This is a genomic window from Halorubrum laminariae, assembly GCF_024494655.1.
GTDB lineage: Archaea > Halobacteriota > Halobacteria > Halobacteriales > Haloferacaceae > Halorubrum > Halorubrum laminariae.
Genome location: NZ_JANHDL010000001.1, coordinates 309,622 through 334,007 on the forward strand (window position 1 = coordinate 309,622; position 24,386 = coordinate 334,007).

The 24,386-nt window shown below is 65.6% G+C and carries 27 protein-coding genes; 12 read left to right on the forward strand and 15 right to left on the reverse strand.

The features are described 5' to 3' along the window. Positions 1-27: 27 nt before the first annotated feature. Positions 28-657 (reverse strand): riboflavin synthase, encoded by a 630-nt coding sequence (locus NO887_RS01470; RefSeq protein WP_256416734.1) that lies wholly within the window; start codon positions 655-657, stop codon positions 28-30. A gap of 147 nt (positions 658-804) precedes the next feature. On the opposite strand from NO887_RS01470, the gene NO887_RS01475 reads away from it, so the two are divergent. Then, complete coding sequence (locus tag NO887_RS01475) at positions 805-1,146, forward strand: DUF7533 family protein (RefSeq protein ID WP_256416735.1); 342 nt, start codon at positions 805-807, stop codon at positions 1,144-1,146. Between the two features lie 42 nt (positions 1,147-1,188). Here the strand turns inward: NO887_RS01475 and NO887_RS01480 are convergent, their stop codons facing one another. From NO887_RS01480 to NO887_RS01515, 8 genes are all read right to left on the reverse strand, one after another. After that, positions 1,189-2,535 (reverse strand): M24 family metallopeptidase, encoded by a 1,347-nt coding sequence (locus tag NO887_RS01480; protein ID WP_256416736.1) that lies wholly within the window; start codon positions 2,533-2,535, stop codon positions 1,189-1,191. After that, entirely contained in the window at positions 2,532-4,376 is a 1,845-nt protein-coding gene (locus NO887_RS01485) for a UvrD-helicase domain-containing protein (protein WP_256416737.1), read from the reverse strand. The genes NO887_RS01480 and NO887_RS01485 overlap by 4 nt, the downstream gene beginning before the upstream one ends. A gap of 102 nt (positions 4,377-4,478) precedes the next feature. Then, positions 4,479-4,637: a DUF7563 family protein gene (locus NO887_RS01490; RefSeq protein WP_256416738.1), complete on the reverse strand. Its 159-nt coding sequence runs from the start codon at positions 4,635-4,637 to the stop codon at positions 4,479-4,481. 87 nt (positions 4,638-4,724) lie between these two features. Then, a complete protein-coding gene (locus NO887_RS01495; RefSeq protein WP_256416739.1) occupies positions 4,725-4,907 on the reverse strand; it encodes an HVO_0416 family zinc finger protein in 183 nt (60 codons plus the stop codon). Between the two features lie 175 nt (positions 4,908-5,082). After that, a complete protein-coding gene (hisH, locus tag NO887_RS01500; RefSeq protein ID WP_256416740.1) occupies positions 5,083-5,742 on the reverse strand; it encodes an imidazole glycerol phosphate synthase subunit HisH in 660 nt (219 codons plus the stop codon). A 131-nt stretch (positions 5,743-5,873) separates the two neighbouring features. Further along, positions 5,874-6,524 (reverse strand): uracil-DNA glycosylase, encoded by a 651-nt coding sequence (locus tag NO887_RS01505; RefSeq protein WP_256416741.1) that lies wholly within the window; start codon positions 6,522-6,524, stop codon positions 5,874-5,876. A gap of 62 nt (positions 6,525-6,586) precedes the next feature. After that, positions 6,587-7,165 (reverse strand): endonuclease dU, encoded by a 579-nt coding sequence (locus tag NO887_RS01510; protein WP_256416742.1) that lies wholly within the window; start codon positions 7,163-7,165, stop codon positions 6,587-6,589. A 4-nt stretch (positions 7,166-7,169) separates the two neighbouring features. Then, positions 7,170-7,352 carry a DUF5786 family protein gene (locus NO887_RS01515; protein ID WP_256416743.1) on the reverse strand — a complete coding sequence of 61 codons (183 nt, stop codon included), beginning with the start codon at positions 7,350-7,352 and terminating at the stop codon, positions 7,170-7,172. A 119-nt stretch (positions 7,353-7,471) separates the two neighbouring features. Between NO887_RS01515 and NO887_RS01520 the strand changes: the two genes are divergently transcribed. Next, a complete protein-coding gene (locus tag NO887_RS01520) occupies positions 7,472-8,113 on the forward strand; it encodes an MBL fold metallo-hydrolase (RefSeq protein ID WP_256416744.1) in 642 nt (213 codons plus the stop codon). 66 nt (positions 8,114-8,179) lie between these two features. Here NO887_RS01520 and NO887_RS01525 read toward each other — a convergent pair whose 3' ends face one another. From NO887_RS01525 to NO887_RS01535, 3 genes are all read right to left on the reverse strand, one after another. Next, complete coding sequence (locus NO887_RS01525) at positions 8,180-8,647, reverse strand: DUF7346 family protein (protein WP_256416745.1); 468 nt, start codon at positions 8,645-8,647, stop codon at positions 8,180-8,182. A 27-nt stretch (positions 8,648-8,674) separates the two neighbouring features. Continuing rightward, positions 8,675-9,115, reverse strand: a complete 441-nt coding sequence (locus NO887_RS01530) for a DUF7322 domain-containing protein (protein WP_256416746.1) — start codon at positions 9,113-9,115, stop codon at positions 8,675-8,677. Positions 9,116-9,224: 109 nt separating this feature from the next. Further along, positions 9,225-9,398, reverse strand: coding sequence for a DUF7331 family protein (locus NO887_RS01535; protein WP_256416747.1), 174 nt, complete (start codon positions 9,396-9,398; stop codon positions 9,225-9,227). A gap of 101 nt (positions 9,399-9,499) precedes the next feature. On the opposite strand from NO887_RS01535, the gene NO887_RS01540 reads away from it, so the two are divergent. From NO887_RS01540 to NO887_RS01565, 6 genes are all read left to right on the forward strand, one after another. Continuing rightward, entirely contained in the window at positions 9,500-12,319 is a 2,820-nt protein-coding gene (locus NO887_RS01540) for a DNA-directed DNA polymerase (RefSeq protein WP_256416748.1), read from the forward strand. 137 nt (positions 12,320-12,456) lie between these two features. Next, a complete protein-coding gene (locus tag NO887_RS01545; RefSeq protein ID WP_256416749.1) occupies positions 12,457-13,374 on the forward strand; it encodes an ABC transporter ATP-binding protein in 918 nt (305 codons plus the stop codon). A gap of 52 nt (positions 13,375-13,426) precedes the next feature. Then, on the forward strand, positions 13,427-14,854 hold the full coding sequence (gene sufB / locus NO887_RS01550; RefSeq protein ID WP_256416750.1) for a Fe-S cluster assembly protein SufB: 1,428 nt from the start codon (positions 13,427-13,429) through the stop codon (positions 14,852-14,854). A 1-nt stretch (position 14,855) separates the two neighbouring features. Continuing rightward, positions 14,856-16,082: a Fe-S cluster assembly protein SufD gene (gene sufD / locus NO887_RS01555; protein ID WP_256416751.1), complete on the forward strand. Its 1,227-nt coding sequence runs from the start codon at positions 14,856-14,858 to the stop codon at positions 16,080-16,082. Positions 16,083-16,257: 175 nt separating this feature from the next. Further along, positions 16,258-16,743, forward strand: coding sequence for a ferritin-like domain-containing protein (locus NO887_RS01560; protein ID WP_256416752.1), 486 nt, complete (start codon positions 16,258-16,260; stop codon positions 16,741-16,743). A gap of 73 nt (positions 16,744-16,816) precedes the next feature. Continuing rightward, a complete protein-coding gene (locus NO887_RS01565; RefSeq protein ID WP_256416753.1) occupies positions 16,817-17,254 on the forward strand; it encodes a metal-dependent transcriptional regulator in 438 nt (145 codons plus the stop codon). Positions 17,255-17,269: 15 nt separating this feature from the next. On the opposite strand, the gene prf1 is transcribed toward NO887_RS01565, so the two are convergent. After that, positions 17,270-18,520, reverse strand: coding sequence for a peptide chain release factor aRF-1 (gene prf1, locus NO887_RS01570; RefSeq protein ID WP_256416754.1), 1,251 nt, complete (start codon positions 18,518-18,520; stop codon positions 17,270-17,272). Between the two features lie 76 nt (positions 18,521-18,596). Then, on the reverse strand, positions 18,597-20,378 hold the full coding sequence (argS, locus tag NO887_RS01575) for an arginine--tRNA ligase (protein WP_256416755.1): 1,782 nt from the start codon (positions 20,376-20,378) through the stop codon (positions 18,597-18,599). Between the two features lie 156 nt (positions 20,379-20,534). Here argS and NO887_RS01580 point away from each other — a divergent pair, with 156 nt between their 5' ends. The 3 genes from NO887_RS01580 to NO887_RS01590 all read left to right on the forward strand — a co-directional run bounded on the left by NO887_RS01580 (position 20,535) and on the right by NO887_RS01590 (position 22,670). Continuing rightward, entirely contained in the window at positions 20,535-21,377 is an 843-nt protein-coding gene (locus tag NO887_RS01580; protein WP_256416756.1) for a polyprenyl synthetase family protein, read from the forward strand. A 66-nt stretch (positions 21,378-21,443) separates the two neighbouring features. Then, positions 21,444-21,992: an Hsp20/alpha crystallin family protein gene (locus tag NO887_RS01585; protein ID WP_256416757.1), complete on the forward strand. Its 549-nt coding sequence runs from the start codon at positions 21,444-21,446 to the stop codon at positions 21,990-21,992. 234 nt (positions 21,993-22,226) lie between these two features. Continuing rightward, positions 22,227-22,670 (forward strand): type IV pilin N-terminal domain-containing protein, encoded by a 444-nt coding sequence (locus NO887_RS01590; RefSeq protein WP_256416758.1) that lies wholly within the window; start codon positions 22,227-22,229, stop codon positions 22,668-22,670. Between the two features lie 35 nt (positions 22,671-22,705). Here the strand turns inward: NO887_RS01590 and NO887_RS01595 are convergent, their stop codons facing one another. Further along, positions 22,706-23,329: a methyltransferase domain-containing protein gene (locus tag NO887_RS01595; RefSeq protein ID WP_256416759.1), complete on the reverse strand. Its 624-nt coding sequence runs from the start codon at positions 23,327-23,329 to the stop codon at positions 22,706-22,708. Positions 23,330-23,494: 165 nt separating this feature from the next. On the opposite strand from NO887_RS01595, the gene NO887_RS01600 reads away from it, so the two are divergent. Next, the gene (locus tag NO887_RS01600; RefSeq protein ID WP_256416760.1) at positions 23,495-24,373 is read left to right on the forward strand and encodes a DUF6663 family protein; all 879 of its coding nucleotides are present in this window, start codon (positions 23,495-23,497) and stop codon (positions 24,371-24,373) included. Positions 24,374-24,386: the final 13 nt, after the last annotated feature.

Sequence of the window (24,386 nt, forward strand, 5' to 3'; positions counted from 1 at the left end):
ATACCGGTCTCTCCTCCTAAATGGACCCTAGACGTACCCGCCGACCATATTCTCGACGTACTTCGCGATCACGTCAACCTCCAAGTGGACCGGGTCGCCGGCCGACTTCTCCGAGAGCGTCGTGAGTTCGTAGGTTGTCGGAATGATGGCGACATCGAACTCCTCGTCCCGTTTCTCTGCCACGGTCAGCGAGATTCCGTCGAGCGTCACCGATCCCTTATCGACGAGGTAGTCACCGTGCCTCTTGGGGATCGAGAAGGTGAACCGCCAGTCCTCGCCGACGCGCTTGATCGCGGTCACCTCGGCGACGGTGTCGACGTGACCCTGCACCACATGGCCGTCGAACCGTCCGTCGGCGGGCATCGCGCGCTCGACGTTGACGGGGTCACCCTCACGGAGTTCGCCGAGGTACGTCTTCGCGACCGTCTCGCTCGCGAGGAACACCTCGAACCAGTTGTCCTTGGCCGGGTCGTCAGCGTTCGCTCCGCCGCCTCCAACCGCGTACTCTTCGACCGTGAGACAGACGCCGCTGACGCTTATCGACTGGCCGTGGTGGAGGTTGTCGAAGCCGTCGACGCCGATCCGTAGTCGGAGCCCGTCCGCGGTCTCGGTCCGCGCGCGGACCGTTCCGGTGTCCTCGACGATGCCGGTGAACATATCCGAACTGAGCGCGCGCGACACATATCGGTTCGGCCTTCGGTCGGTCGGCGGTCGTCCAACGATCGCCCTGTACCCGTCTCGCGACCATCCAGCACCCGGCCCGCGACGAGCCGTTTTTGTCCCCCGGGAGTCAACCCAACCCCGATGAGACTCGGCGTGATGGACATGATCGGACTGGCGGCGTCGCTCGTCTTCGCACTCCCGCTCGCGAACTACGCCGTCATCCGGCTGCTCGCCGGCGAACTCGCGCTTGGCGTCGGTCTACTTGTCGTCGCCACCGCGATGGTCGTCCTCCCGCAGTACTTCCTCGATCCGGGACGGATCCTGCGGGAACTGCTCGCGGGACTGCTCCCGCGTCAGCTCCGCGGGTTCGTCGTGTCCGACTCCGCAGCGGCGTCGGCCGATCCGGATGCGACCGAATCGGACCCGTCCGAAGCGGATCCCGCCGAGGCGACGCCCGAGGATGCGACCGCAGTCGAGAAGTGAGCGCCGGCCGCGGTCGAGACGTGGACCGTTCGCGTCTCGGGTTCACTCGCGTGTAGCCGGTACCATCCCGAGCGGGTACTCTGCGAGCAGTTCGTAGCCGTCCTCGGTGACGACGGCGAGATCACCCAGCCGGACGCCGCCAATGGCGGAGTCGTACACGCCCGGATCGACGGCGACCACGTGTCCGGTGCGAAGTTCGCCCGCGCGCGACAGCGACGGTGCCTCGTGGCGGCTCATGCCGACGCCGTGGCCGGCGTCGTGGAGGAATCCGGGCTCGCCCTCGTCGGCGTTCGGATCGAAGCCGTACGCCGCCAGCTCGGCGGCCGTCTCCCCGTGGACGGTCTTGGCCGGGACGCCAGGCTCGATCTCTGCGAGTGCGACCTCCCTAGCCGACTCGACCGCGACGGACGCCCGCCGCTCCCAACCGCCGTCGCCGTCGACGACGAACGTCCGTGTCAGGTTGCCGCGATACCCGTCGGGGCCGCGCGGCGAGACGCCGATCAACACCGTTTCGCCCGGGCGGATCGGTTCGTCGCCGCGGTAGTGACGGTCGGCCGCGGATCGTCCGACGCCGATCGCGGTGTCGCCGGCGTCGCTGACGCCGCTCACGGCGAGCGCCGCGTTCACCTCGCGGCGGAGTCGCTCCGTCGCCAGCGGTTCGCCGTTCCAGCGGAGAATCGGCTCTCCTGTCCCGTCCGCGTCGACAGCGCTCTCCGCCAGCACGGTCTCTGCGCGTGCCATTCCCGTGGCCGCCGCGCGTTGGACGCGGCGAAGTCGGTCGATCTCGGCCGCGGTCTTTCGCGCTCGGGCATCCGCGACCGCGTCGGTCGAGGCGAGGGCGTTGCCGGCGCGTTCGAGGTAGACGGCGGCGTCGTGGGGGATCGACGGCGGAACGAGCAGCGTCCGGTCACCGTCTTCGTTCCCGTCGCTGTCCTCGTTCCCATCGTCACCGAGCAGGTCGCGCACGACCGCCGCCGCGCGCTCGCCCGCGTGGCCACCGGTGCGCTCGGTCCGAACCGCGCGCACGACACCGTCGTGGAACTCGCCGTCGCCGTCAGAGGCTCCATTCTCGCTTTGAGTGCGTGCGCTCGAGACGAACTCACGGTCGGCCCGTTCGCGAAACAGCGACGGAACACAGCAGACGGCGCGACCCGCGGCGTCGGCGTCGCTCCTGTCGTCGCTCGGGACGACGACCAGCGCGTACGCCCGATCCGGGCCGGAAAAGCGCGTGAGGTACCGGAGATCGTCGTCGAATCGGTCGCCGACCGCGACGAAGGCATCGGCGTCCGCGGCCGCGACCGCCTCGGCGATCGGCGCGAGATCGGTGCGGAGCGGTCGGGAAGCGGAGGCACTCTCGCCGGGCGCGGCGTCGTCGCTCCCGCCGCTCACGGCTCCGGTTCCGGCACCGCCAACTCCGCCTGTACCTCCTCGACGAGATCCTGTGCGGGCTCTTCGCGGAGTTCGTTAAACAGGAGGACGCTGATCGGCAGGGTCGGGGCACCGCTGATGAGGCTCTCTAGGATCACGAGTCGCTCGCGGGCGCGAGACATCCCGACGTAGAAGACCCGCCGTTCGTTGTCGGTGAGAAGCGGGACCGGACTCGTCGTCTTGGTGAACTCCTCGACGCCGTCGACCGCCGTCGGATCGTCGATGGAGGCCGCCATCTGCTCGACGACCTTCTCCGTGAGATCCGTCGCGACGAACACGTGATCGGCCTCGCGCCCCTTCGCGGAGTGAATCGTCCCGACGCGGACGCGAGTCGGGTCCATCCCCCCGTAGTCGCCGTCGAAGTACGCGCCCATCGACTTGCGCTGGAAGCTCGTCACCTTCCGGACCATGTCGTCCGCGCTCGCGGTATCCGGCATGAACGGGATGTAGTCGTCGAGCTCGGCCGCCGTCACTTCGATCTGGGCGACATCATCGGCGTCCGCCGCCTCCTCGCGGTCGTCGAGGAAGTCATAGAACTCGTCGCGGTCGTGCGTGCCGAATGCCGAGTCCTGCAGCATGTCCGCGAGTCGCCGGGCCTCCAGCCCGTTCACGGGATCGCCCGCGTCCGTCTTCTCGATGGCGCTGACGTAGTCTTGCACCCGGTCGGTCCACATCCGCCCGTCGGTCAACATTGTGAAGGGGATCCCGTGGTCGATGAACTCATCGATGAAGTCGAACATCTGGTAGCGCGCGCGGAACAGACACATCACGCTTCCCTCGTCGTCGTCGACCGTGTACCGGACGTTCCGGACGAGTTCGAGCATCGACGGCGACTCGATCGCCTCGACGGTGCCACCCTCCTTGCGAGGGTGGAGATCCTTCTCCTGCCGCTTGTCGATGTGGCGGATCTCCGCATTGACGACATTGAGAATCTCCGATGGGAGGCGATAGGAGTTCGGGAGAACCACGTCCTCGTCGACCTCGGTGTCCAAGAGGAGATCGGGGTCAGCGCCCTGCCACGCGTAGACGACTTGGTCGTCGTCACCGGCGATGAGCACCTTCCGCATGTGCGGCTGCCACTCCTCGAAGACGTTGTACTGCAGCGTCGTGATATCCTGGAACTCGTCGATGATCAGGTACTCGACGTTCGGGACGAGCGAGCGCTGGGCGACTCGTTCGAGCATGTCGGCGAAGCCGACGAGGTCGTTGTCGCCCTTATACGCCCGCCACGCGCGGATCGTCTCGGGGATGTCGATTCGGTCGTCGTCGGAGGGCCACGTCGGCGTGTACTTGTTCCCCTGTTGGGCGTTCGGGTCCTCCTCGGGCGGGAGCCGCACCTCCTCGACGTTCCACTGGAACGGCACGTCGTACCAGTCGGCCACGTCGCGCTCGGTCCGCTGGAGCCATTGTGAGGTCGCGATGATCTTGTTTCCGATGGTCGTCGACCGGGCAGTCCGGCGGCCCGCGCCGCCGTGTTGGTCCTCGAATTCGATGCCGTACTCCTCGCAAAATCCCTCCTTGTCGTCCTCGCCGACCACGTCACCGCGAGAGAGGTCGAGCAGCTCGTACGCCTTCGCGTGCATCGTGCTGACGTTCCCCTGAAGGCTCCGGGGAGAGACGTCGAGCCGCTCGGCGAGCCGTTCCCGGATCTCGGCCGCGGCAGCGCGCGTGTACGAGACGACGAGCACGTCGCGAACGTCCGTGTCCTCGTCGTCGAGGATCCCCTCGACGCGGTCCAGAAGCGCCGTGGTCTTCCCGCTACCCGGACCGCCGAAGAGTCGCGTCACCGTGGGATCGGTCATTATCTACCCCAGATTCCGGTTCTTCTTAAACGCCGTGGCTCGGAGACACGGCAGAAACGTCGCCCGCGATGCGGAGGGTGGCTCATCGGCGAATGACTTGTTTCAGTTGCCTCGGGTCGCGCGGGCCTCTCGGACGTCCGCCCCGTCGCGAACGAGATTCTCGCAGGCCGGACAGACGCGCGGGCGATCGACCTCGTTCGGAGTGAACACCCGGACGTAATCGGCCGTGACGAACGAGCCGCAGTTCTTGCAGGTCGGCATGGTCGTGACTCACGAATGATACTATATAATGCTACCGCCGATCGCGACCGAAAGAAAGGACTTCACCGACTTGCGACGGCCATACACTCAGGTCGGCCGCCAGTCGCAGACGCCGCATCGGGCCGTTCCTTCGGGGTGCAGTGCACCGCACTCTGGACACTGGAGCTTGTTATAGGACCGCTCCCAGCGTACGATCTCTGTCTCGTGGCCGCGATCTGACAGAAACTCGTCGAACACGTCGCCGTCCGAGCTGGGTGCACTACTAGACATGCATGCCAGTCAATGACACGCGTGTATATATATCTTGTCGTAATTCTCGCGCACTTGGGTTTGCGGGACGTTCGAAATCCGTTCAAAATGTGACCGCATATCATAGTATCTCGGAGAGTTGAGCGTATTGCCGATGTGACTGACCGCCGCATCTCGGCCCACACACCGGACGCGCTCACGCGTCTGCGCAGTACTCGACGAAGTTTCGCAGGATCTGCAGCCCCGTCTCGCCGCTCTTCTCCGGATGGAACTGGGTGCCGAACACGTTGCCCGCCTCATTGGCGACGACGGCCGGGAAGTCTACCCCGTAGTCGGCGGTCGCGACGACAGCGTCGGGGTCGTCGGGTTCGGCGTAGTACGAGTGGACGAAGTAGGCGTACCGACCCTCGACCCCGTCGACGATGGGATGATCGCGCTCGACCGACAGTTCGTTCCACCCCATGTGCGGGACCTTGCGGTCGACATCGAACCGGACGTTGGTCCCGGGGACGAGATCGAGGCCGGTCACCTCGCCTTCCCCCTCGTGGTCGGCCTCCTCGCTCGACGTGAGGAGCATCTGCATGCCGAGACAGATCCCGAAGAGGGGACGACCGGCGTCAGCGTGGTCTGTCAGCGCCTCGCGCAGCGGACCAGCGTTTTCCATCCCCTCGCGGAACGCGCCAACGCCCGGGAGGACGACCCCGTCGGCGGCCGCGAACGCCGCGGGATCGTCGGTGATCTCGACCGACGCTCCCGCCCGTTCTAACCCACGGGTGGCAGACCGGAGGTTCCCGAGGCCGTAGTCAACCAACACGACATCCGCCAGCGTCTCCGCCGGCGGCCCGAAGGTGCTCATACGCTCCCTCCGAGGGGCACGGAAAAGTCGGTTTCCCTTGCAACAGTCATCACGAGAGCGGAGACAGACGCTCCGAGAGTCCCGGTCGTTGAGCCGTTTCCGACCGGAAGGGCCGACCAACGCCCGGATTCTCAAAACTCACCGAGACGCGACTGCCCATCACCGCCCGACTCCGTCGCATCGCCGACGCCGGCCACCTCGGCAGCTAGCGCGATCCCCTCGAAGAATCCGTCTCGCTGGCTCCGATCGTACAGCGTCGCCGCCGGGTGGACGGAGAGGAGTACCCGACGCGACGCGTCCGCGATCCGGGCGTCGACGATGTCACCGGACTCCGACGTGATCGCGACCGACCGGTCGAGCAGGTGCTCGCTCGGGACTTTTCCGAGAGTCACGATCAGGTCGGGGTCGAGCCGGTCGATCTCGGCGTCGAGGTAGCCGCGGCAGTTCGCCAACTCCTCGTCCGTCGGGTCGCGGTTGTCCGGCGGCCGACACCGGACGCAGTTCGTGATCCGCACGTCCGAGCGCGCGAGTCCAGCGTCCCGGAGCGCCTCGTCCAGCACGTCTCCCGACCGCCCGACGAAGGGCTCCCCCTGCTCGTCTTCGTTCGCTCCCGGGCCCTCGCCCACGAACAGCAGGTCGGCGTCGATCGGCCCGACGCCGTCTACGATCTGGCTCCGCGACTCGACGAGCGCCGGACAGCGCTCGCAGGAAGACACGCGGAGGTCGTCGTCGAGTCCGCTGTCGGTCCCCGGCTGACTATCGCTCGTCCCGCGATCGCTCATGTGACTCGATGAGCACGGCCGCGACATAAGTTGCGGCCGTTCAGGATCGTTCGATCCGCCCCTCACGCCGACTCGATCGCCTCGCGGTGCGCGCTCGCCGCGATACCGGCGAGGCGGAGGGGCTCAGGCCGCCGGAACCCCTCCTCGACGAGCCCGCGAGCCGCGGCCGCCGCCGCATCGATGTCGAGACCGACGGCGCGAACGAAAAGCGGCATCGCTCCGTCCGCGTCTGAGTCTGGTGTCCCAACTCGCGTGCGGGACGGGAACGACCGATACGCCGCGAGACGGCTCGCGAGTGCGTTTCCGTCGAACGCCTCGCGGAGCGCGGGCTCCAGACCCGGACTCGGCTCGTAGCTCACCGCGTACACCGGCACGCCGAGCGTCTCGTGGAGGCGTCGGAGATCGAGGAGGTTGAACCAAGCAGGAGCGATCCCGTCGCAGGCGACGTGGCGAACGTCGTCGCGGCCGAGCGCGTCGACGAGGTCGATCACAGCGGCGGTCGCGTCGGTGCCGCCGACGGTACAGCGTTCGAAACCGAGCCCGTCGAGGGTCCCGTCGGATCTGACGACAGCACCGGCTACGTAGCTGGTGTAGTCACCGTCGGAAAACGAGACTCCGAGCGTCCGGCTCGGTGGTCTCACCCGATCAGGTCTCCTCGGATTTGATGTCTTGGAGGCGATCGAGAAGTTCGTCGTTCGACGCGCCCGGCTCGTAGTCGACCGACCCCTCGTGGACCGATTCGGCCGCGCGGACTCCGTCCTCGTCGTCGAAATCCGCATCCAGGTCTTGGTTCTCCTGTTCGGATTCGTCGTAGCTTCCGAAGCCCATGTGTGTCCCTTACTAACAGCCGACGACTGATAAAACCCCTGTCGGTAGCGGGGGTTCGTACCGGGACGCGACGACGCCCGACCTGCACGTTTTTACTCGCCGCGCGACCTCGGGTACGTATGGAACCGATCACGGTCACCGCCGACGCGGAGGAGTTCACCTGCAATGCGTACCTCGTTCCCGGCGAGGCGACGACGCTCGTCGACGCCGGAACGATGCCCGGCGTCGCGGACGTGATCGCCGACGCGCTCGCCGACGCCGGCGTCGACGATCTCGACCGCGTCGTCTTGACGCACCAGCACCACGACCACGTCGGGGAACTGGATGCGGTGCTCGACCGGTTCGACGCGACACTTTACGCCAACGCCTCGCACCCGCGGCGCGACGTGACGATCGGCGACGGCGACGAGATCCTCGTCGGCGACGAGGCGTGCAAAGTCGTGTACACGCCCGGACACGCCGACGATCACATCTCGCTCGTCGGCGACGAGCGGCTCTACTCCGGCGATGTCGTCGTGTACAACGACGGGGCCTTCGACGACGGCTCCTTCGGCCGCACCGACATGGCGGGGCAGTCGCGCGAGCGCCTGATCGAGAGCCTCCACACGCTCCTCGACCGACTTCCGGACACCGTCGACGCGATGTTCCCCGGCCACGGCGATGTCTACCGCGCAAGCGACGGCCCCGACACGGTCCGTGCGGTCCTCGAACGCGCGACCGAACGCGCCGAGCGCCGCGAGCCGAAGTACCCCGACGCGTAGCCGTTCGACACGGCCACGCGCCGCAACCCCGACCGCCTCAACGCGACCGCTCCAAAGCGACCGAGCCTAGCCGTCGATAGAGCCCTCTCCGCGCTGGTCGGAGTCCGGCGACACCCCCCGTAACAGCTCGATCCCCTCGGACGCGACGGGAGTCGCCTCGTAGCCGCGCCGCCCGGCGAACTCGGTCTCGTCGATCAGACCGGCCGCGCGGAGCTCCGAGACGGTCCCGTGGAGGTCGGACTCGCACATGTCGGCCGTATCGAGCAGTTCGATCACCGACAGCGGCCCGTCGTCGACGACGACCGCGAGCAGGCCGAGCGACCGGTCGTCGTGTACCGCCCGCAGCACCCGCCGGACCGGTGTCGGGACGCCGCTGGCCGCGGTCGCGAGCGGCGACTCGCCGGCCACGACCGACAGATTGTCGTTGTCGACGTACCGCTCCTCACCGGTGGCCGGATCGCGCACTCGGCTCGACTCCGCGGAGCGTTTCACGAGGAGGTACGTCTCGCCGTCCGCGAGGCGGACCGTTTGCATTACCGTAGAAGAGCGGCCGCGCGAGTATTACGTTTCCGGGGGCGTGTCGGCAGCACCGGCCGCTGTCCCGTTGGCGTCGTCGTCGGCGTCGTCGATGGAAGCGTCGGCGGCGGAAGCGTCAACATCCCCAGAGTCTCGATCGCGCCGCCACGCGCGATACGTCTGGTACGTCCGGACCCCCGCGAGAAGCCCCACGATCGATAGCCCGGCCCCGATCCGCGACCACCCCTCGAAGTACCACACCATCGGGCCGAGCGCGACCAAAAGCACCGCGGCGTTAGCGTAGATCACGGCGGCGACGAACGCCCGGAGCGTCCCCGAGTCCACGTCGCTCGCTCCCTCGAAGTTCCCGTCGTCGAACGTCGTCACCGAGGGCGCTTTCGGGATGTCCGGCGTCATCTCGCGCTCGGCGTCGGACTGCTCGCCGAAGGAGACCTCGCCCTCGTCGTCCTCGTCGAAGGGGAACACGGCCGTCGGTACGCCCGGGTGGGCCAAAGGGGTTCCGTCCGCACTGCTCCGTCTGCAGTGTTCCGTCCGCGATGCGTCCCGCTTGAGACGGCGTCCTGTTTTGGGACGGTCAGAGGGCGTCCGCGAGACTGACCGTTCGGTTCGCTTCGACCCACGCGAGCGGATTAGCCGCGTCGAAAAGCACCACGTTCCCGTCGTCCTCGTACACCTCCACCTCGGCGTCGTCCGCGTTGCGCTCGACCGCACGAGACCGCTCGGAGTCCGAACGTGGGTCCGAAGACATGAACATTGGTAATTCATGGCACGATATATGCCTTTCCGTGTCGGGAGTCTTCGCCGCACCCGAAAGCCGAGCTTTTTAGCCGGGTGTGACGAAGAGCGCGTATGACTCAGTCGGGGCTGTCGGATTTCTCGTCGTCCGGGGCGACAGACGACGAATCGGGAGGTGGCATGGCGACCGCCCGCGACGACCTCGCCGCGGAAGAGGCGGCGGTTGTCGCGGGCGGCGGACGCGGTCACGTCAGCGATGTCGTCGATGTCGACGAGGCGAAGTTCCCGGAATCGACCGGGACTATCGAGTTGATGATCACCCAGATCGACTACGCGGTCGAAGGGTACGGCAACGACGAGTACCCCGTCGTTCACGTCTTCGGCCGGCGGCCGGCGAATGATCTTGAAGAAGACGCCGAACATGACACCGTCGAGCACGTCCGCGTGCTCGGTGTCGAGCCGTACTTCTACGTTCCCACGGCCGACCTCGACGGCGATCTCACGGAGCAGTACGACGTGGTTATCGGAACGCGCGAGGAGAACGCCGAGGGGGAGCCATACGAGAGCATTCGCGGCGAGCCGCTCACACGGATCATCACGCGCACGCCCCGCGACGTGGGGAACATCCGCGACGACTTCGCGACCACCTTCGAGGCGGACATCCTCTTCCCGAACCGCTTTCTGATCGACAACGGGCTGAACGGCGGCATCCGCGTGGAGGAGCGCCGGCTCGACGACGAGGACGGGACGCTTCAGGTCCACGAGGGCATGCTCGAACCCGCCGAGGTCGACGCCGAGATGCGGGTCAACACCTTCGACATCGAGGTCGACGACCGCCGCGGCTTCCCCGAGGACGGCGAGGAGCCGATCATCTGCCTCACCAGCCACGACTCCTACGACGACGAGTACGTCGTCTGGCTGTACGACGCGCCCGAGGCGGAGGTCCCCGCCCCCGAGAACCTCCCGGAGTACGAGGGGATCGTAGAGGGCGGTGACGGCGACGGAACCGGGGACGCGCTCGACTTCAAGGTCCGAACCTTCGAGGAGGAGGCCGCGATGTTGGACGCGTTCGTCGCGTACATCGACGAAACCGACCCAGATCTAATGACGGGGTGGAACTTCGAGGACTTCGACGCGCCGTACGTCCTCGACCGCTTGGAGGTGCTCGACGACGGGAGCCAGTATGACCTCTCCGTCGACCGGCTCTCCCGAATCGACGAGGTGTGGCGCTCGGGCTGGGGCGGCCCCGATATCAAGGGGAGAGTCGTCTTCGACCTGTTGTACGCCTACAAGCGCACGATGTTCACGGAGTTGGAGTCGTACCGGCTCGACGCGGTCGGCGAGCGAGAACTCGGCGTCGGCAAGGAGCGCTACACGGGCGACATCGGCGACCTCTGGGAGCAGGACCCCGAACGGCTCTTGGAGTACAGCATCCGCGACGTGGAGCTGTGCGTCGAGATCGACCGCGCCCAAGACGTGATCGCGTTCTGGGACGACGCCCGGAAGATCGTCGGCTGTAAGATCGAGGATGCGACGACGCCGGGCGACGCGGTCGACATGTACGTGCTCCACATGGCGTACGGCAACTTCGCGCTTCCCTCGAAGGGCCAACAGGAGGCCGAAGAGTTCGAGGGCGGTGCGGTGTTCGATCCGATCTCCGGGGTCCGCGAGATGGTGAGCGTACTCGACTTGAAGAGTCTCTACCCCATGTCGATGGTGACGATCAACGCCTCGCCGGAGACGAAGGTCGATCCCGACGAGTACGACGGCGAGACGTATAAGACCCCGACTGGCGTCCACTTCCGCAAGGAGCCGGATGGCATCATCAGAGAGATGGTAAACGAACTGCTCGACGAGCGAGAGGAGAAGAAGGCGCTCCGAAACGAGCACGATCCGGGGACAGAAGCGTACGAGCAGTACGACCGTCAGCAGGGGGCTGTCAAGGTTCTGATGAACAGTTTATACGGCGTTTTCGGATGGGACCGATTTCGCCTATACGACCGCGAGATGAGCGCTGGCGTCACCTCTACTAACCGCGAGGTGATCGCCTTTACCGCCGACGTAACGTCCGAACTAAACAGAGAAGTTACATATGGAGATACAGACAGTATCATGCTGTCACTCGGCGATCTCTCGAAGGACGAGGCGATCGAGACCTCCTTCGAGATCGGAGATCACATCAACGATCGGTACGACGACTTCGCGCGCGAGAAGTTGAATGCTGACTCGCACCGCTTCGAGATCGAGTTCGAGAAGCTCTACCGGCGCTTCTTCCAAGCGGGCAAAAAGAAGCGGTACGCGGGCCACATCATCTGGAAGGAAGGGAAAGATGTCGACGACATCGACATCACCGGCTTCGAGTACAAGCGGTCTGACATCGCCGGCATCACGAAGGAGGTCCAACAGAACGTCATCGAGACGATCGTGACGGGCGACGACATCGACGAGGACATGACGGAAATAAAAGAGTACCTTGTCGATGTCATCGCGCGCGTGCTCGACGGCGACGTGGACCTCGACGAGATCGGGATCCCCGGCGGGATCGGAAAGAAACTCGACGCCTACGCGACGCCGACCGCGCAGGTCCGCGGCGCGAAGTACGCCAACTGCATGCTCGGAACCAACTTCGGGAGCGGCTCGAAGCCGAAGCGGCTGTACATCGAGAAGGTCCACCCGGATTTTTGGGCACGGATGGAAGACGAGCGGGGGCTCGACCCGCAGCGCGACCCGCTCTACGGCGAGTTCAAACGCGATCCGGACGTGATCTGTTTCGAGTACGCCGATCAGGTCCCCGAGGAGTTCGAAGTCGACTGGGAGAAGATGCTCGACAAGACGCTGAAAGGGCCGATCGAGCGTGTCATCGAGGCGCTCGGCATGTCGTGGGAGGAGGTCAAAACGGGCCAAGAGCAGACCGGCCTCGGTTCGTTCATGTGAGCGCGATCGGCGTTGGTGGAAATAGGTTTTTGATCAGTAGAAAATTTCTTACAAGATCTACGAATTTTGACGGGGAGATGCGTAACCATTAACCCCCTAAGTCACCAGTGTGCAGGTACGAGGTACCGAGACGATATATGGCAACTCTCGAAATCAACAATCTACACGCACGAGTGGCTGAAGAGGGCGGCGAACGGATTCTCCGCGGTGTCGATCTCACGGTTAACTCCGGCGAGATCCACGCCCTGATGGGCCCCAACGGCTCCGGAAAATCCACGACGGCGAAGGTCATCGCCGGACACCCCGCCTACGAGGTAACCGAGGGCGAGATCCTCCTCCATCTCGACGACGAGGACGTCGCCGACATCGACGCTGACCTCGACGACGAGGACTATCACTGGGAACTGCTTGAGTTAGAACCTAACGAGCGCGCCGCGCTCGGGATCTTCCTCGGCTTCCAGTATCCCGCGGAGATCGAGGGCGTCACCATGACGAACTTCCTCCGACAGGCGCTCAACGCCAAGGCGGACGAGCGCGAGGAGCTGTTCGAAGACGAGGAGGAAGAAGCTGAGGCCGACGCGGACGACGAGGGCTACGACACCTCGCCGATGGAGGGCCCCGCAGACGACGGCGAGATCGGCGTCGCCGAGTTCCAGGAGATCCTCTCCGAGAAGATGGAACTGCTCGACATGGACGAGAAGTTCATGCAGCGCTACCTCAACGCCGGCTTCTCCGGCGGCGAAAAGAAACAGAACGAAGTGCTGCAGGCCGCAATGTTAGAGCCCTCCGTCGCCGTGCTCGACGAGATCGACTCCGGGCTCGACATCGACCGTCTCCAAGACGTCTCGAAGGGTATCAACGCGCTGCGCGACGAGCAGGGAACTGGCGTCCTCCAGATCACTCACTACCAGCGCATCCTCGACTACGTTGAGCCCGACCACGTCCACGTAATGCTCGACGGCGAAGTCGCCAAGAGCGGCGGCGCGGAACTCGCGGAGCAGCTCGAAGACAAGGGGTACGACTGGGTCCGTGAGGAAGCGTTCGCCGACGCGTAATCATGTGTGATTACGCAACAACACTATACAACCAGACCAGTAACCATTTGATATGAGTTCACAAGATCACCTACAAGAGACGAACACGGAGGAGCGCTTCGAGTTCAAGAAGGAGGAAAAATCCGCCTTCAAGAGCGAAAAGGGGCTCACCGAGGAGACGGTCCGCGTCATCTCGGAGGACAAAGACGAGCCGGAGTGGATGTTGGAGCGTCGCCTTCGCGCACTCAAGCAGTACCAAGAGATGCCGATGCCGACCGACTGGCCCGGGCAGCCCGATCTTTCGGAAGTCGACATCGACGAGATCGTTCCCTACATCCGTCCGGATATCGAGGCCCGCGGCGGTGCCGACAGCTGGGAGGATCTCCCCGAGGAGATTCAGGACACCTTCGACAAGCTCGGCATCCCGGAGGCCGAAAAGAATGCCCTCTCGGGCGTCGGCGCGCAGTACGAGTCCGAGATAGTCTACCAAAACATGCAGGAGCGGTGGGAAGAGAAGGGCGTCATCTTCTGTGACATGGACAAGGCGGTCCAAGAACACGAAGAGATAGTTAAAGAGCACTTCATGACGAAGTGCGTTCCCCCGAGCGACAACAAGTTCGCCGCGCTCCACGGCGCGATCTGGTCCGGCGGCTCGTTCGTCTACATCCCGGAGAACACCACCGTCGACATGCCGGTGCAGGCGTACTTCCGGATGAATAGCGAGGGGATGGGGCAGTTCGAGCACACGCTCATCATCGCCGAGGAAGGCTCCGAGGTCCACTACATCGAGGGCTGTTCCGCCCCGAAGTACTCGGCGTTTAACCTCCACTCCGGCGGCGTCGAAGTGTTCGTCGGCGAGGATGCTCACGTCCAGTACTCCACGGTGCAGAACTGGTCGAAGAACACGTACAACCTGAACACCAAGCGCGCCATCGCCGAGAAGGGCGGGCGCATGGAGTGGATATCCGGGTCGATGGGGTCGAAGGCGACGATGCTGTATCCCTCGACGATCCTGAAGGGACGCGGTGCGTCCGACAACCACATCACCATCGCCATGGCCGGCGAGGGACAGGACATCGACACCGGCGCGAAGGTGTACCACAACGCACCCGACACGAAATCCACCGTCGAGTCGAAGTCGATCGCGAAGGACGGCGGCCGCACCAACTACCGCGGCCTCATTCACATCGCGGACGGCGCGGAGAACTCCTCGACTGCCGTCGAGTGTGACGCGTTGATGTTCGACAATGAGTCGACGTCCGACACGATGCCGTACATGGAGATCAACGAGTCCAAGGTCGACGTCGCTCACGAGGCGACCGTCGGGAAGATCGGCGACGAGGACATCTTCTACCTGCAGTCGCGCGGTCTCGACGACGACGACGCAAAGCAGATGATCGTCTCGGGCTTCATCGAGCCCATCACGGAGGAACTGCCCATCGAGTACGCCGTCGAGCTGAACCGGCTCGTCGAGTTGGAGATGGAAGGTTCGCTCGGATAACATGAGCACGAAAGCAATCGAGAGCCTCTCAGAGGACACGGTACGACGCATCGCCGACGAACGCGACGAGCCCGAGTGGCTCTTAGAGACCCGTATCGACGCTCTGGAAGCCTTGGAGACGGCAGATCTCCCCGACGTTATCCAGACCCCCGGGCGTCGCTGGACCGACCTAGAATCACTCGACTTCGAGGCGCTCGTCGATCCGCTGAACCAGTCGGACGCGACGGAGCGCGCCGCGGGCGACGACGAGGTCGTCGTCTTACCCTTCACGGAGGCGTTCGACGAGTACGGCGACGTCATCGAGGCGAACTTCGGCTCCGTGCTCGACCCAGATCACAACTACCTCACGGCCCTGTCGGTCGCGCTCTTTACGACCGGCACGTTCGTCTACGTCCCCGAGGGCGTCGACGTCGAGGACGTGACGGTCCGCGCGGAGATGAACTCCCGGTCGCTTTTCAGCCAGACGCTCGTCGTCGCCGAGGAGTCGTCCTCAGTGACAATCCTCGAATCGATCGAGTCCGGTGATGAAAGCGCCGAGGCGGGCATCGACGGCGACCGATACTTCTCGAACCTCGTCGAGATCGTCGCGGGTGAGAACGCGAACGTCCAGTTCGGCTCGCTCCAGAACCTCGATCGGGACACGTACACGTACTCGCTGAAACGCGGAGTGACGGACACGTACGCGACTGTCGACTGGATCGAGAGCAACTTCGGTTCGAAACTGACCCGCTCCGACGTGGAGACCGAACTGAACGGCGACGGCTCCGAGAGCCAAATCGTCGGGACGTTCTTCGGGACCGACGACCAGCACTTCGACATCAACGCCCGCGTGTGGCATCAGGCCGAGCAGACGACGGCCGACCTCGTCACGCGCGGCGTGCTCGACGACGTCGCCCGCTCCGTCTACGAGGGCGTTCAGGATGTCGGTGAAGACGCGTGGAACACCTCGAGCTACCAGCGCGAGAACACGTTGATGCTGTCGGACGACGCCGAGGCCGACGCGTCGCCGAAGCTCATCATCCACAACCACGACACCGAGGCGTCTCACTCCGCCACGGTCGGACAGGTCGACGCCGAGGACCTGTTCTACCTAGAGAGCCGTTCGATCGACTCCCGCACGGCGCGGAACATGCTCGTCGAGGGATTCTTCGTACCTGTCCTCGAAGAGATCGCGGTCGACGAGTTCCGCGACGACGTTCAGGAACTCGTCTTACAGCGCCTCCAGTAAGCGCGCTGCCAGCAGTTTCCGTCGGTGTTTTCTCACGCGCTCGCCGCTTCGAGTCCGTCGTTCTCGCTCGCCGCGCGCGGTATACGGCGGAGACCGAGGGAACTTCTTAAGTCAGCGAGGCTCGGACGTACGTCCGTATGCGAACGGGCGTATCGACCGGCGACGGGTGGTCGGCGTGAGCGTGAGCCAGCGAATCGCGTCAGACGACCAGCTCGCCCGGCTACTACAGATCGGGATCGTGTTAGAAGAGGTGGTCGAGGCGCGGGCACACCACCACTACCAGAGCCTCGACGCCGATCTCGACGCGGAGATCGAGGCGTTGCTCGCAGATGCTGCGGAGGAGTCCGCCCATCACCGCGAGCGCTTGGAGGCGCTCATCGAGGGGCTCGGCGTCGAAAGCGTGCCGTTCGACGAGATCGAATCGCTCGTCGACGCCCGATACGGGCGGACACAGCCCGACGACTTCGACGGCGTGTTGTACGATCAGCTGTGTAACGAAGAGACCGCCTACAAGTTCTACGACGACCTCATCGAGGCGATCGAGGCTTCGGACGCCGCGTTTTCGATCGATCGCGAAGAACTCATGGCGACGCTCCGGGCGATCCGAGAAGACGAGGCCGAGGGCGTCAGCGAGGTGACGGAGGTAATGGAGCGACGATGACTCGAGAGACGAATGCGACGACGGGCCGAAAGCACACACCGTCGAAACCGACGACCGCCGACGGAGGGATGCCGTGAACACCGCAGACCAGTACCTCAAGACGATATACGTTGTACAGAAGCAAGAAGACGGCCCCGCCTCGACCGGCTCCATCGCCGACGCGCTCGGCGTGAGTCCGGCGAGCGCCAACGAGATGATCGGCAAGCTCGAATCGCGCGGGCTCGCCGAACACGAGAAGTACAAGGGCGTTCGGCTGACCGACGACGGCATCGTCCGGGCCCGAGATGCCCTTCAGACGTACTGCATCATCGAGCGGTTCCTCGCGAACGTGCTCGCGGTCGACGAGTTCCGCACGGAGGCTCGCGAGCTGGAGGCCGTCATCGACGACACCGTCGCCGACCGGCTCGACACGATCATCGATCGAGAGCCGGAGTGTCCGGACTGTTTCGACCCCGAGGCGGACGCCTGCGCGTGTCTGGAGGTCGCGGCGGCACCGGTCGAACAGGACTGACGCGCCCGAGCGACCTTACACGCCGGTTGAGTACCGCAATATTCCGGCGATTCCGCCGAACGCGTCGAGCAACTGTTCGCCCTTTTCGAAGTCGGTCGAGATGAACTTCGTCTCCGTACCGCGCTGTTCGGCGATAGCCATCAGGTGTTCGATGACGTCCTCGCGTTTCTCGACGCCGGCCTCCTCGCCGCACTCTGAACACTCGTGGTCGGGCGTCGAATGTCGCACGTCGACGACTTCGTACTCTTCGTGGCCGTTCGGGCACTCGTAGACGACCACGTCAGAGCGGAGGTCCTCGGAGATGAGCAGCCGATCGACAGAACCCATGATCAGATTCCGGCGGGTCTGCTCGAAGCCGTAGGTGGCCTCCTCACCGGTGTTGAGCTTCTCGAAGAACTCGTCCATGTTGCGCTTGTCCTCGACGATCTCTTGGTCGGCGAGCGCCTCACTGGCGTTGTCGACGAGGTCTTTGAGTCCGGACTCGTCCGTGTACGCCACGTCGAACTTGCCGAGCACCTTATCTTGGAGCTCGTGGTGGAGGTAGTCGCCGTCAAGGAACTCGTCTTTCGTCGGTGAGGGACCGCCGACGAGGATACCGTCGAGTTCGTGTCGCTTGTCGACGAACAGGTCGTTCGCCATCCCTGCGACCTCCTGATAGAAGTTGTCGATGGCCTCCAGCCGGAGCCGGGCGAACCGCTGTGCTGACTGTCCGCCCTTCCGCTGTTTGCCGGGGACGAGCGAGGAGGCGGACTTGACGGGCTCGACGCGCTTGCCCTTCAGCCATCCGACGTTCGCCTCGCGACGGTCTAGGACGATGAGCCCGAACAGCCCCGAATCCTCCAGCATGTGTTCGAGCGGCTGGGTGAGGAACTCGGAGTCGCAGTGGTACCGGAACGACTCGACAGGCTGGGGCGGCGACTCCAGCGTCCGAGTGACCATGTCGGTCTGACCGCCGCCGGCGTCGATCGCGCCCGAGAAGATCACGATGCCCTTCTCCGGCGGGTACGTGTCGTAGTACCGCAAGCGATCTTTGATCGACGTGAGCGCGTCCTGCACGTTCGTCCGGGTCTGTTTGGACTTGATGTTCGACGCCTCGCTGTGCTCTTGGGTGACGTGTGCCACCACGTCGGAGATCTGCTTGTCCTCCGGGATGTAGATGGTGACGAGTTGAGTGCCGGAGCCCTCGTACTCTTTGAGCTCCTCGATGACCTTCCGGAACTCGTACTTCCGGCGGTCCTCGCTCGCCTCCTGTGCGTCGCTACTCATTGTCTCAGATACGGTCGCGTGCGTGTAAGTAAGCTTTGACCTATCGATACGGTCGAAAATCGAACGCCTCGGGCCGTTACATCGACTCCGGAGCCTCGACGCCGAGCACGTCGAGCGCATTCGCCATCGTGTGCTTCGCGGCGGCGACGAGTGCGACGCGGGCCGCTCGAAGATCGTCGTCGTCGGCCGTAACGACCGGGCACTCGCGGTAGAAGGCGTTGTACGCGTCGGCGAACTCTCGGGTGAACGTGGCGATCGTGTGGGGTTCCAAGTCGTCCGCGGCGGACTCGATCGCGGCTGGGAACCGCGCGATCTCCCGAAGCAGATCTCGGGCCTCGTCGGCCTCCAGCGCCGCGGCGTCGACATCGATCGGCTCGCCCGGCTCAGGGACAGCGATCCCTGCGTCGGCGGCCTCATCGAGGATGCCGCAACAGCGCGCGTGGACGTACTGGACGAACGGGGCCGACTGCCCCTCGAAGTCGAGCGCGTCTTCCCATTCGAAGGTGATCGCCTTCGCGGGCTGTTTCGAGACTATGTCGTACCGGACCGCGCCGATGCCGACCTGGTGGGCGATCCGCTCCACGTCCTCCTCCGTGAGGTCGTCGTCGCGGATGCGGTCGTCCATGCGCGTCTCGACCGCCTCGCGGGCGCGGTCGATCGCCTCGTCGAGCAGGTCGTCGAGCATCACGCCGGTGCCGCGCCGGGTCGACATCTTCCCCTCCGGGAGATTGACGTACGAGTAGATGACGTGTCCGAGCCGGTCGATGTCGTTGCCGAGCAGCTCTAAGGTCGCGTCGAGCTGGTCGGCCTGCAGCTTGTGGTCCTCGCCGAGCACGGTCACGGCGCGGTCGTAGTTCGCGAACTTCCACTCGTGGTGGGCCAAGTCACGGGTGGTGTAGAGGCTCGTGTCGTCAGAGCGCAAGAAGACGAGGTTCTTGTCGATTCCCCAGTCGTCGAGCTCCAACTGCCACGCGTCCTCCTCGTAGACAGCGTGTTCGGTCTCTTTGAGTCGTGCGGCGATCTCGTCCGTCGAGCCGTCGCGCATGAACTGCGTCTCCTTGACGAACTCGTCGAACTCGGCTGGCAGGCGAGCCAGACACTCCTTCATCCCACCGAGCACGGCGTCGACCACCTCGCCGACGCGCTCGTAGGTCTCCTCGTCGCCGGCTTCGAGTCCCTGCAAGATCGCGGCGATCTCGGCTTCGGCCGCCTCGACGTCGTCCTCGTCGGCCTCCTCCAAGTAGGCGTTCCCCTTGCGGTAGTACCGCACGAGGTCATATTCGGTTCGGTCGCGAGCGGGCTCGCTCTCTAGGTCCGACTCGTCGAACCGCTCGTACGCCCACGTGAACACCGCCATCTGGCGGCCGGCGTCGTTGACGTAGTAGTGACGGTCCACGCCGTAGCCGGCGTACTCCATGAGGTTCGCGACCGCGTCCCCGACGATCGGGTTGCGCGCGCGTCCCACGTGGACCGGGCCGGTCGGGTTCGCGCTCGTGTGCTCCACGACGACCGAGGTGTCTCGGTCGGGCAGCGCGCCGTAGTCGGTGTCGGGCGCGGCCGCGTCGAGGGTGTCCGCCAGATAGCGGTCGTTCGCGTGGAAGTTCACGTACGGACCCGCGGTGTCGACGCTCGCGAGGTATGCGGCGTCGTCGACGGCGACTGCCTCGGCGACTCGCGTCGCCACGTTCGGCGGGGCGTCACCGACCTCGCCCGCGAGTCGGAAGGCGACGTTGGACGCGAGCGTCGCGTCCATCTCGTCGGGCGGTCGTTCGATGCCGAGGTCGTCGGTCGGGAGCTCCAAGGCCTCCAGCGCGTCCGTGAGCGCGGCCTCGACTGCCGACCGGAACTGCCTGAACATACGGTCCGTTCGACGGGCGGGTTAAAAGGGCCTTCCGAAGCGGCTCGGCGGTGAACGCGGCGCTCCGTGGCGACGAGCGTCTCTCGTCACGAGAACGGGACGGGACCCGCCGTCCTTCCGTTAGGCCTTTGCGCGGCGGTCCCGTTCCTATACCAGATGGAGTACCTGCAGCGCCGGGTCGCGCTCGTCGAGGAGCGGCTCGAAGCCGTGATCGGCGAGGTGGAGCCCGACGAGCTGTCCGCGGAGGTCGGCCACGTCGTCCTCGCAGGCGGCAAACGGGTCAGGCCCGCAGTGACGATCCTCGCGTGCGAGGCGTTCGACGGCGACCCCGACGACGCCGTCGACTTCGCTGCCGGGATCGAGTTCGTCCACAACGCGTCGCTGGTGATCGACGACATCATCGATCGCTCCGAGGTCCGCCGGGGAACGCCCTCGGCGTGGGCGGAGTTCGGCTACGGGCCGGCTATCATCGCCAGTGACGGCCTGCTCGGCGAGGCGTTCGCGCTCTTCTCTGGCGAGCCGCGAGCGATGCGGACCGTCGCCGAGGCGATGGTCGAACTCGGCGAGGGAGAGGCGACGGAACTCGCCGCCCGCCCGACAAGCGAGGAGGAGTACATGGAGCTCGCCCGCCGGAAGACGGGTGCGCTGTTCCGGGCCGCGGCCGAACTCGGTGCGGTCGCCGGCGGAGCCGACGCCGACGCGATCGACTCGTTCGGCGAGTACGCGGAGCGCGTCGGCGTCGCCTTCCAGATGCGTGACGACGTGTTAGACGCCACCGCCGACGCCGAGGCGCTCGGCAAGCCGACGGGACAGGATGCGGAGATGGACCGTCCGTCCGTCCTGCAGGTCACGTCGCTCTCGCCGGCGGAGATCGACGAGCGCGCACGCGAACAGTCCGACCTCGCGCTGGCCGCGCTCGATCGCGCGGATCCCCCGGAGACGGAAGCAATCGAGTATCTCCGCGACCTAGCGGAGTTCGTCGTCGTTCGCGAACGGTAACGATCCCCGCTGACGCGGGCTCACCGCCCGCACGTTCAAGTCGCTCCGTCCCGAATCCTGACCCGTATGACACGACGCGATCCCTTCGACGAGATCGACGACCTGCTCGACCGGATGGGACACGAGTTCGAGGAGCTCGGCGACACGTTCGCGCCCCCCGATCCGATGGGGGGTCCCGATCTGCTCGGCGCTCGCGACCCGCCCGTCGACGTGCTCGAAGACGACGCAGAACTCACCGTCCTCGTCGACCTCCCCGGATTCGACGACGACGATATCGAGGTCGAACTCCGCGAGGACGCGCTGACCCTCTCCGCCACGCGCGAAGAGACGAGCGAGGCGTCGATCGCCGGGGCGAGCAACGCGGACGCTGACGGCGCGGATAATGCGGGTGATGCGGACGACAGCGACTCGGCCGACGCGACTCGCGACGACGAGCCGGCCGTGCAGTACCACCGACGGGAGCGGCGCAGTCGATCCGTCTCACGGACGATTCCCCTTCCCGAGCCGGTCGATCGCGCCGAGGCGACGGCCTCATACGACGACGGCGTGCTCACTGTCACCCTCCCGAAGCGGTCGCCGTCCGATGCGGGTGGTCATCGGATCGACGTGAACTGACGCGCGAGTCGACCGAAGTGACACGGACTGCAAGTGAACCGGAGCCGGCAGTCGAGACGCGATCCCGGAATCTCCCTCGTCGGTTTGACCTTCCGCCCACCTTTTGTGTGATGCCGCGGCAGTCACCTCGTGCGATCCGACGCCTCACCCCCGTCCGTGGCCGGCGATACCGTCTGCGAGCGCCGGCGACGTGCGGGTGATCGCTCGTCGGATCGCCCGCGAGAGGGCCGTGGCATGGCACCGGTCGCCGGCGTGTTGCTGCTCGCGATCACCGTGGTGCTCGCGGGGGGCGTCGTCGCGGCCGCGATAGATGCGCCGCCGGAGCCGGCACCGTCGGCGGTGTTGTCGCTCTCGGTGACCGACGACCGGATCGCGATCGCCCACCGCGGCGGCGACCCGATCGACGTGACCAAGCTGACGGTCCGGGTCCGCATCGACGGCGAACCGCTCACCAGACAGCCGCCGCTCCCGTTCTTTTCAGCGTCCGGATTCCGACCGGGACCGTCCGGGGCGTTCAATGCCGCGAGCGCGAACACGCTGCGATCCGGTGACACGGCGTCGTTCCGCGTGGCGGGAACGAACGACCCGACCCTCGAAGCCGGCCGACGCGTCTCAGTCGAACTATCGGTCGACGGACAGCCTGTCGCGTCGCTTGAGGCGACGGCGAGCGCCGGATGACTCTCTGAGAGTGGATTTGAACGAATGACTCCGAACTACTCCTCGGAAACGCGCGCGACGGTCGTGATCGCACGAGGGCTCCTCGGGGTCGCCCGCTGGATGTGGTGCTCGAACGACTCGTAGCCGGCGGCGTCGAACATCTGATCGGCTTCGTCTTCGTCGTAGAAGAGCATGATCGCGTCGGCGATGCGCTGGAGCACGCGGTTGTGGGGGTAGTCGGGACCAACCACGAGGACCTGTCCGCCCGGCTTTGCGACCCGGCGGAGTTCGCTGAGCCCCTCGACGGGGTTCGGCCAGTACTCTATCGAACCGGACGACCAGACGACGTCAAAGGTGTCGTCGCGGAAGGGGAGTCGTTCTGCGTCGCCGCGGTAGAAGTTCACTCGGCCGCGTTTCCCGAACTTCTCGAAGGCCTTCTCCATCTGGTGGACGCTCTGGTCGAGCCCGTGGACCTCGTCGGCGTGGTCGAGCAGTCCCTCGGTGCCGAATCCGGTGCCACAGCCGACGTCGAGCACGTCCGGATCATCGCCGAACTCCAGCCACGAGAGCGCCTCAGTCCGCATCTCCTCAGACCAGTTAAACCGGTTGACTTGGTCGTACACCTTCGAGAGGTACTTGTAGAACAGACGGGCGTTCGACTTGTCCTCGAGGATCCCCATTTGCCGATTCCTTGGGTCGCCCGCCGCATAACGGCACGGATCCGCCGCCGCTCGCGGTCGCCGATCGCGGTCACGCGGTCGCCGACCGCCGACCGTGGGGGCTCCGTCGACTCTCGACGGCCCCGTTCCGACCGGCTTATCCGGCTTGGCGGCCGATCGACGGGCATGGATCCGACGACGAGCGGCCGGTTTCGCGTCCACGACCGCCGCCCGCGCCCGGACATCGAGGGAGCGGACGGCGAGCCGGTGGCCGGCGCGGAGGCGGCCGACCGGGAGACGATCGACACATCGGACGCGGACGACGTCGCTCCCCCCGAGGAGTTCGTTCTCGTCGAACACGCGGAGGGTCCCGTCGACCCGAACGAACCGGACGCAGGCGACCGGTTCGACCCGATGTACGCGACTGCGGAGGGCTACGACGGCGACCTCGGGGAGCGCGTGGCGTCACTGAAACCCGGCCACGTCGTCGACGCGACGCTTGCGTGGACGGACGGCTCCGCGCGTTTCTCTGCGGTCGAGGTCGTCTGCGAGACTCGGTTCCGCTACGCCGACGGCGTCGAGGGCATGTTCGAGGCGGCCGTCGACGCGTGGCAGTCGCTCCGCGCCGACGGCGAGGCCGTGGGATCTGTTCCCACTCGGTCGACCGACGGCGATCCGAACGGGGCGCTCTACCTGTTCGCCGACGGACCGGGGGGCGACACCTTCGACGACCTGCGGGCCGGACGGCTCCCGATCGAACCGCTCGTCGCCCGGGTGAACGCCTCCCGCGCGGACGCCGACCCCCGCGAGGTGTTCGTGCTCGCTCCGGCCGACCACGAGTTCGTCGCCGTCTACGTCGTCTTCGACCGGGACGGGGTGCTCGCACAGACGGTCAGAGACACCTACGACCTCGCCCCGGGACTGGCGGCGGGACTCGATTCTGCCGTGCCCGACGCGGCGAGGGCGGACGACGAAACCGGGCAAGACGAGGACACCGGACGGATCGACGGAACCGAAGACGACGCGGACGGCGTCGACGACTTCGACGCCCTCGATCGGCTGTAGTCGGTCGAGCGAC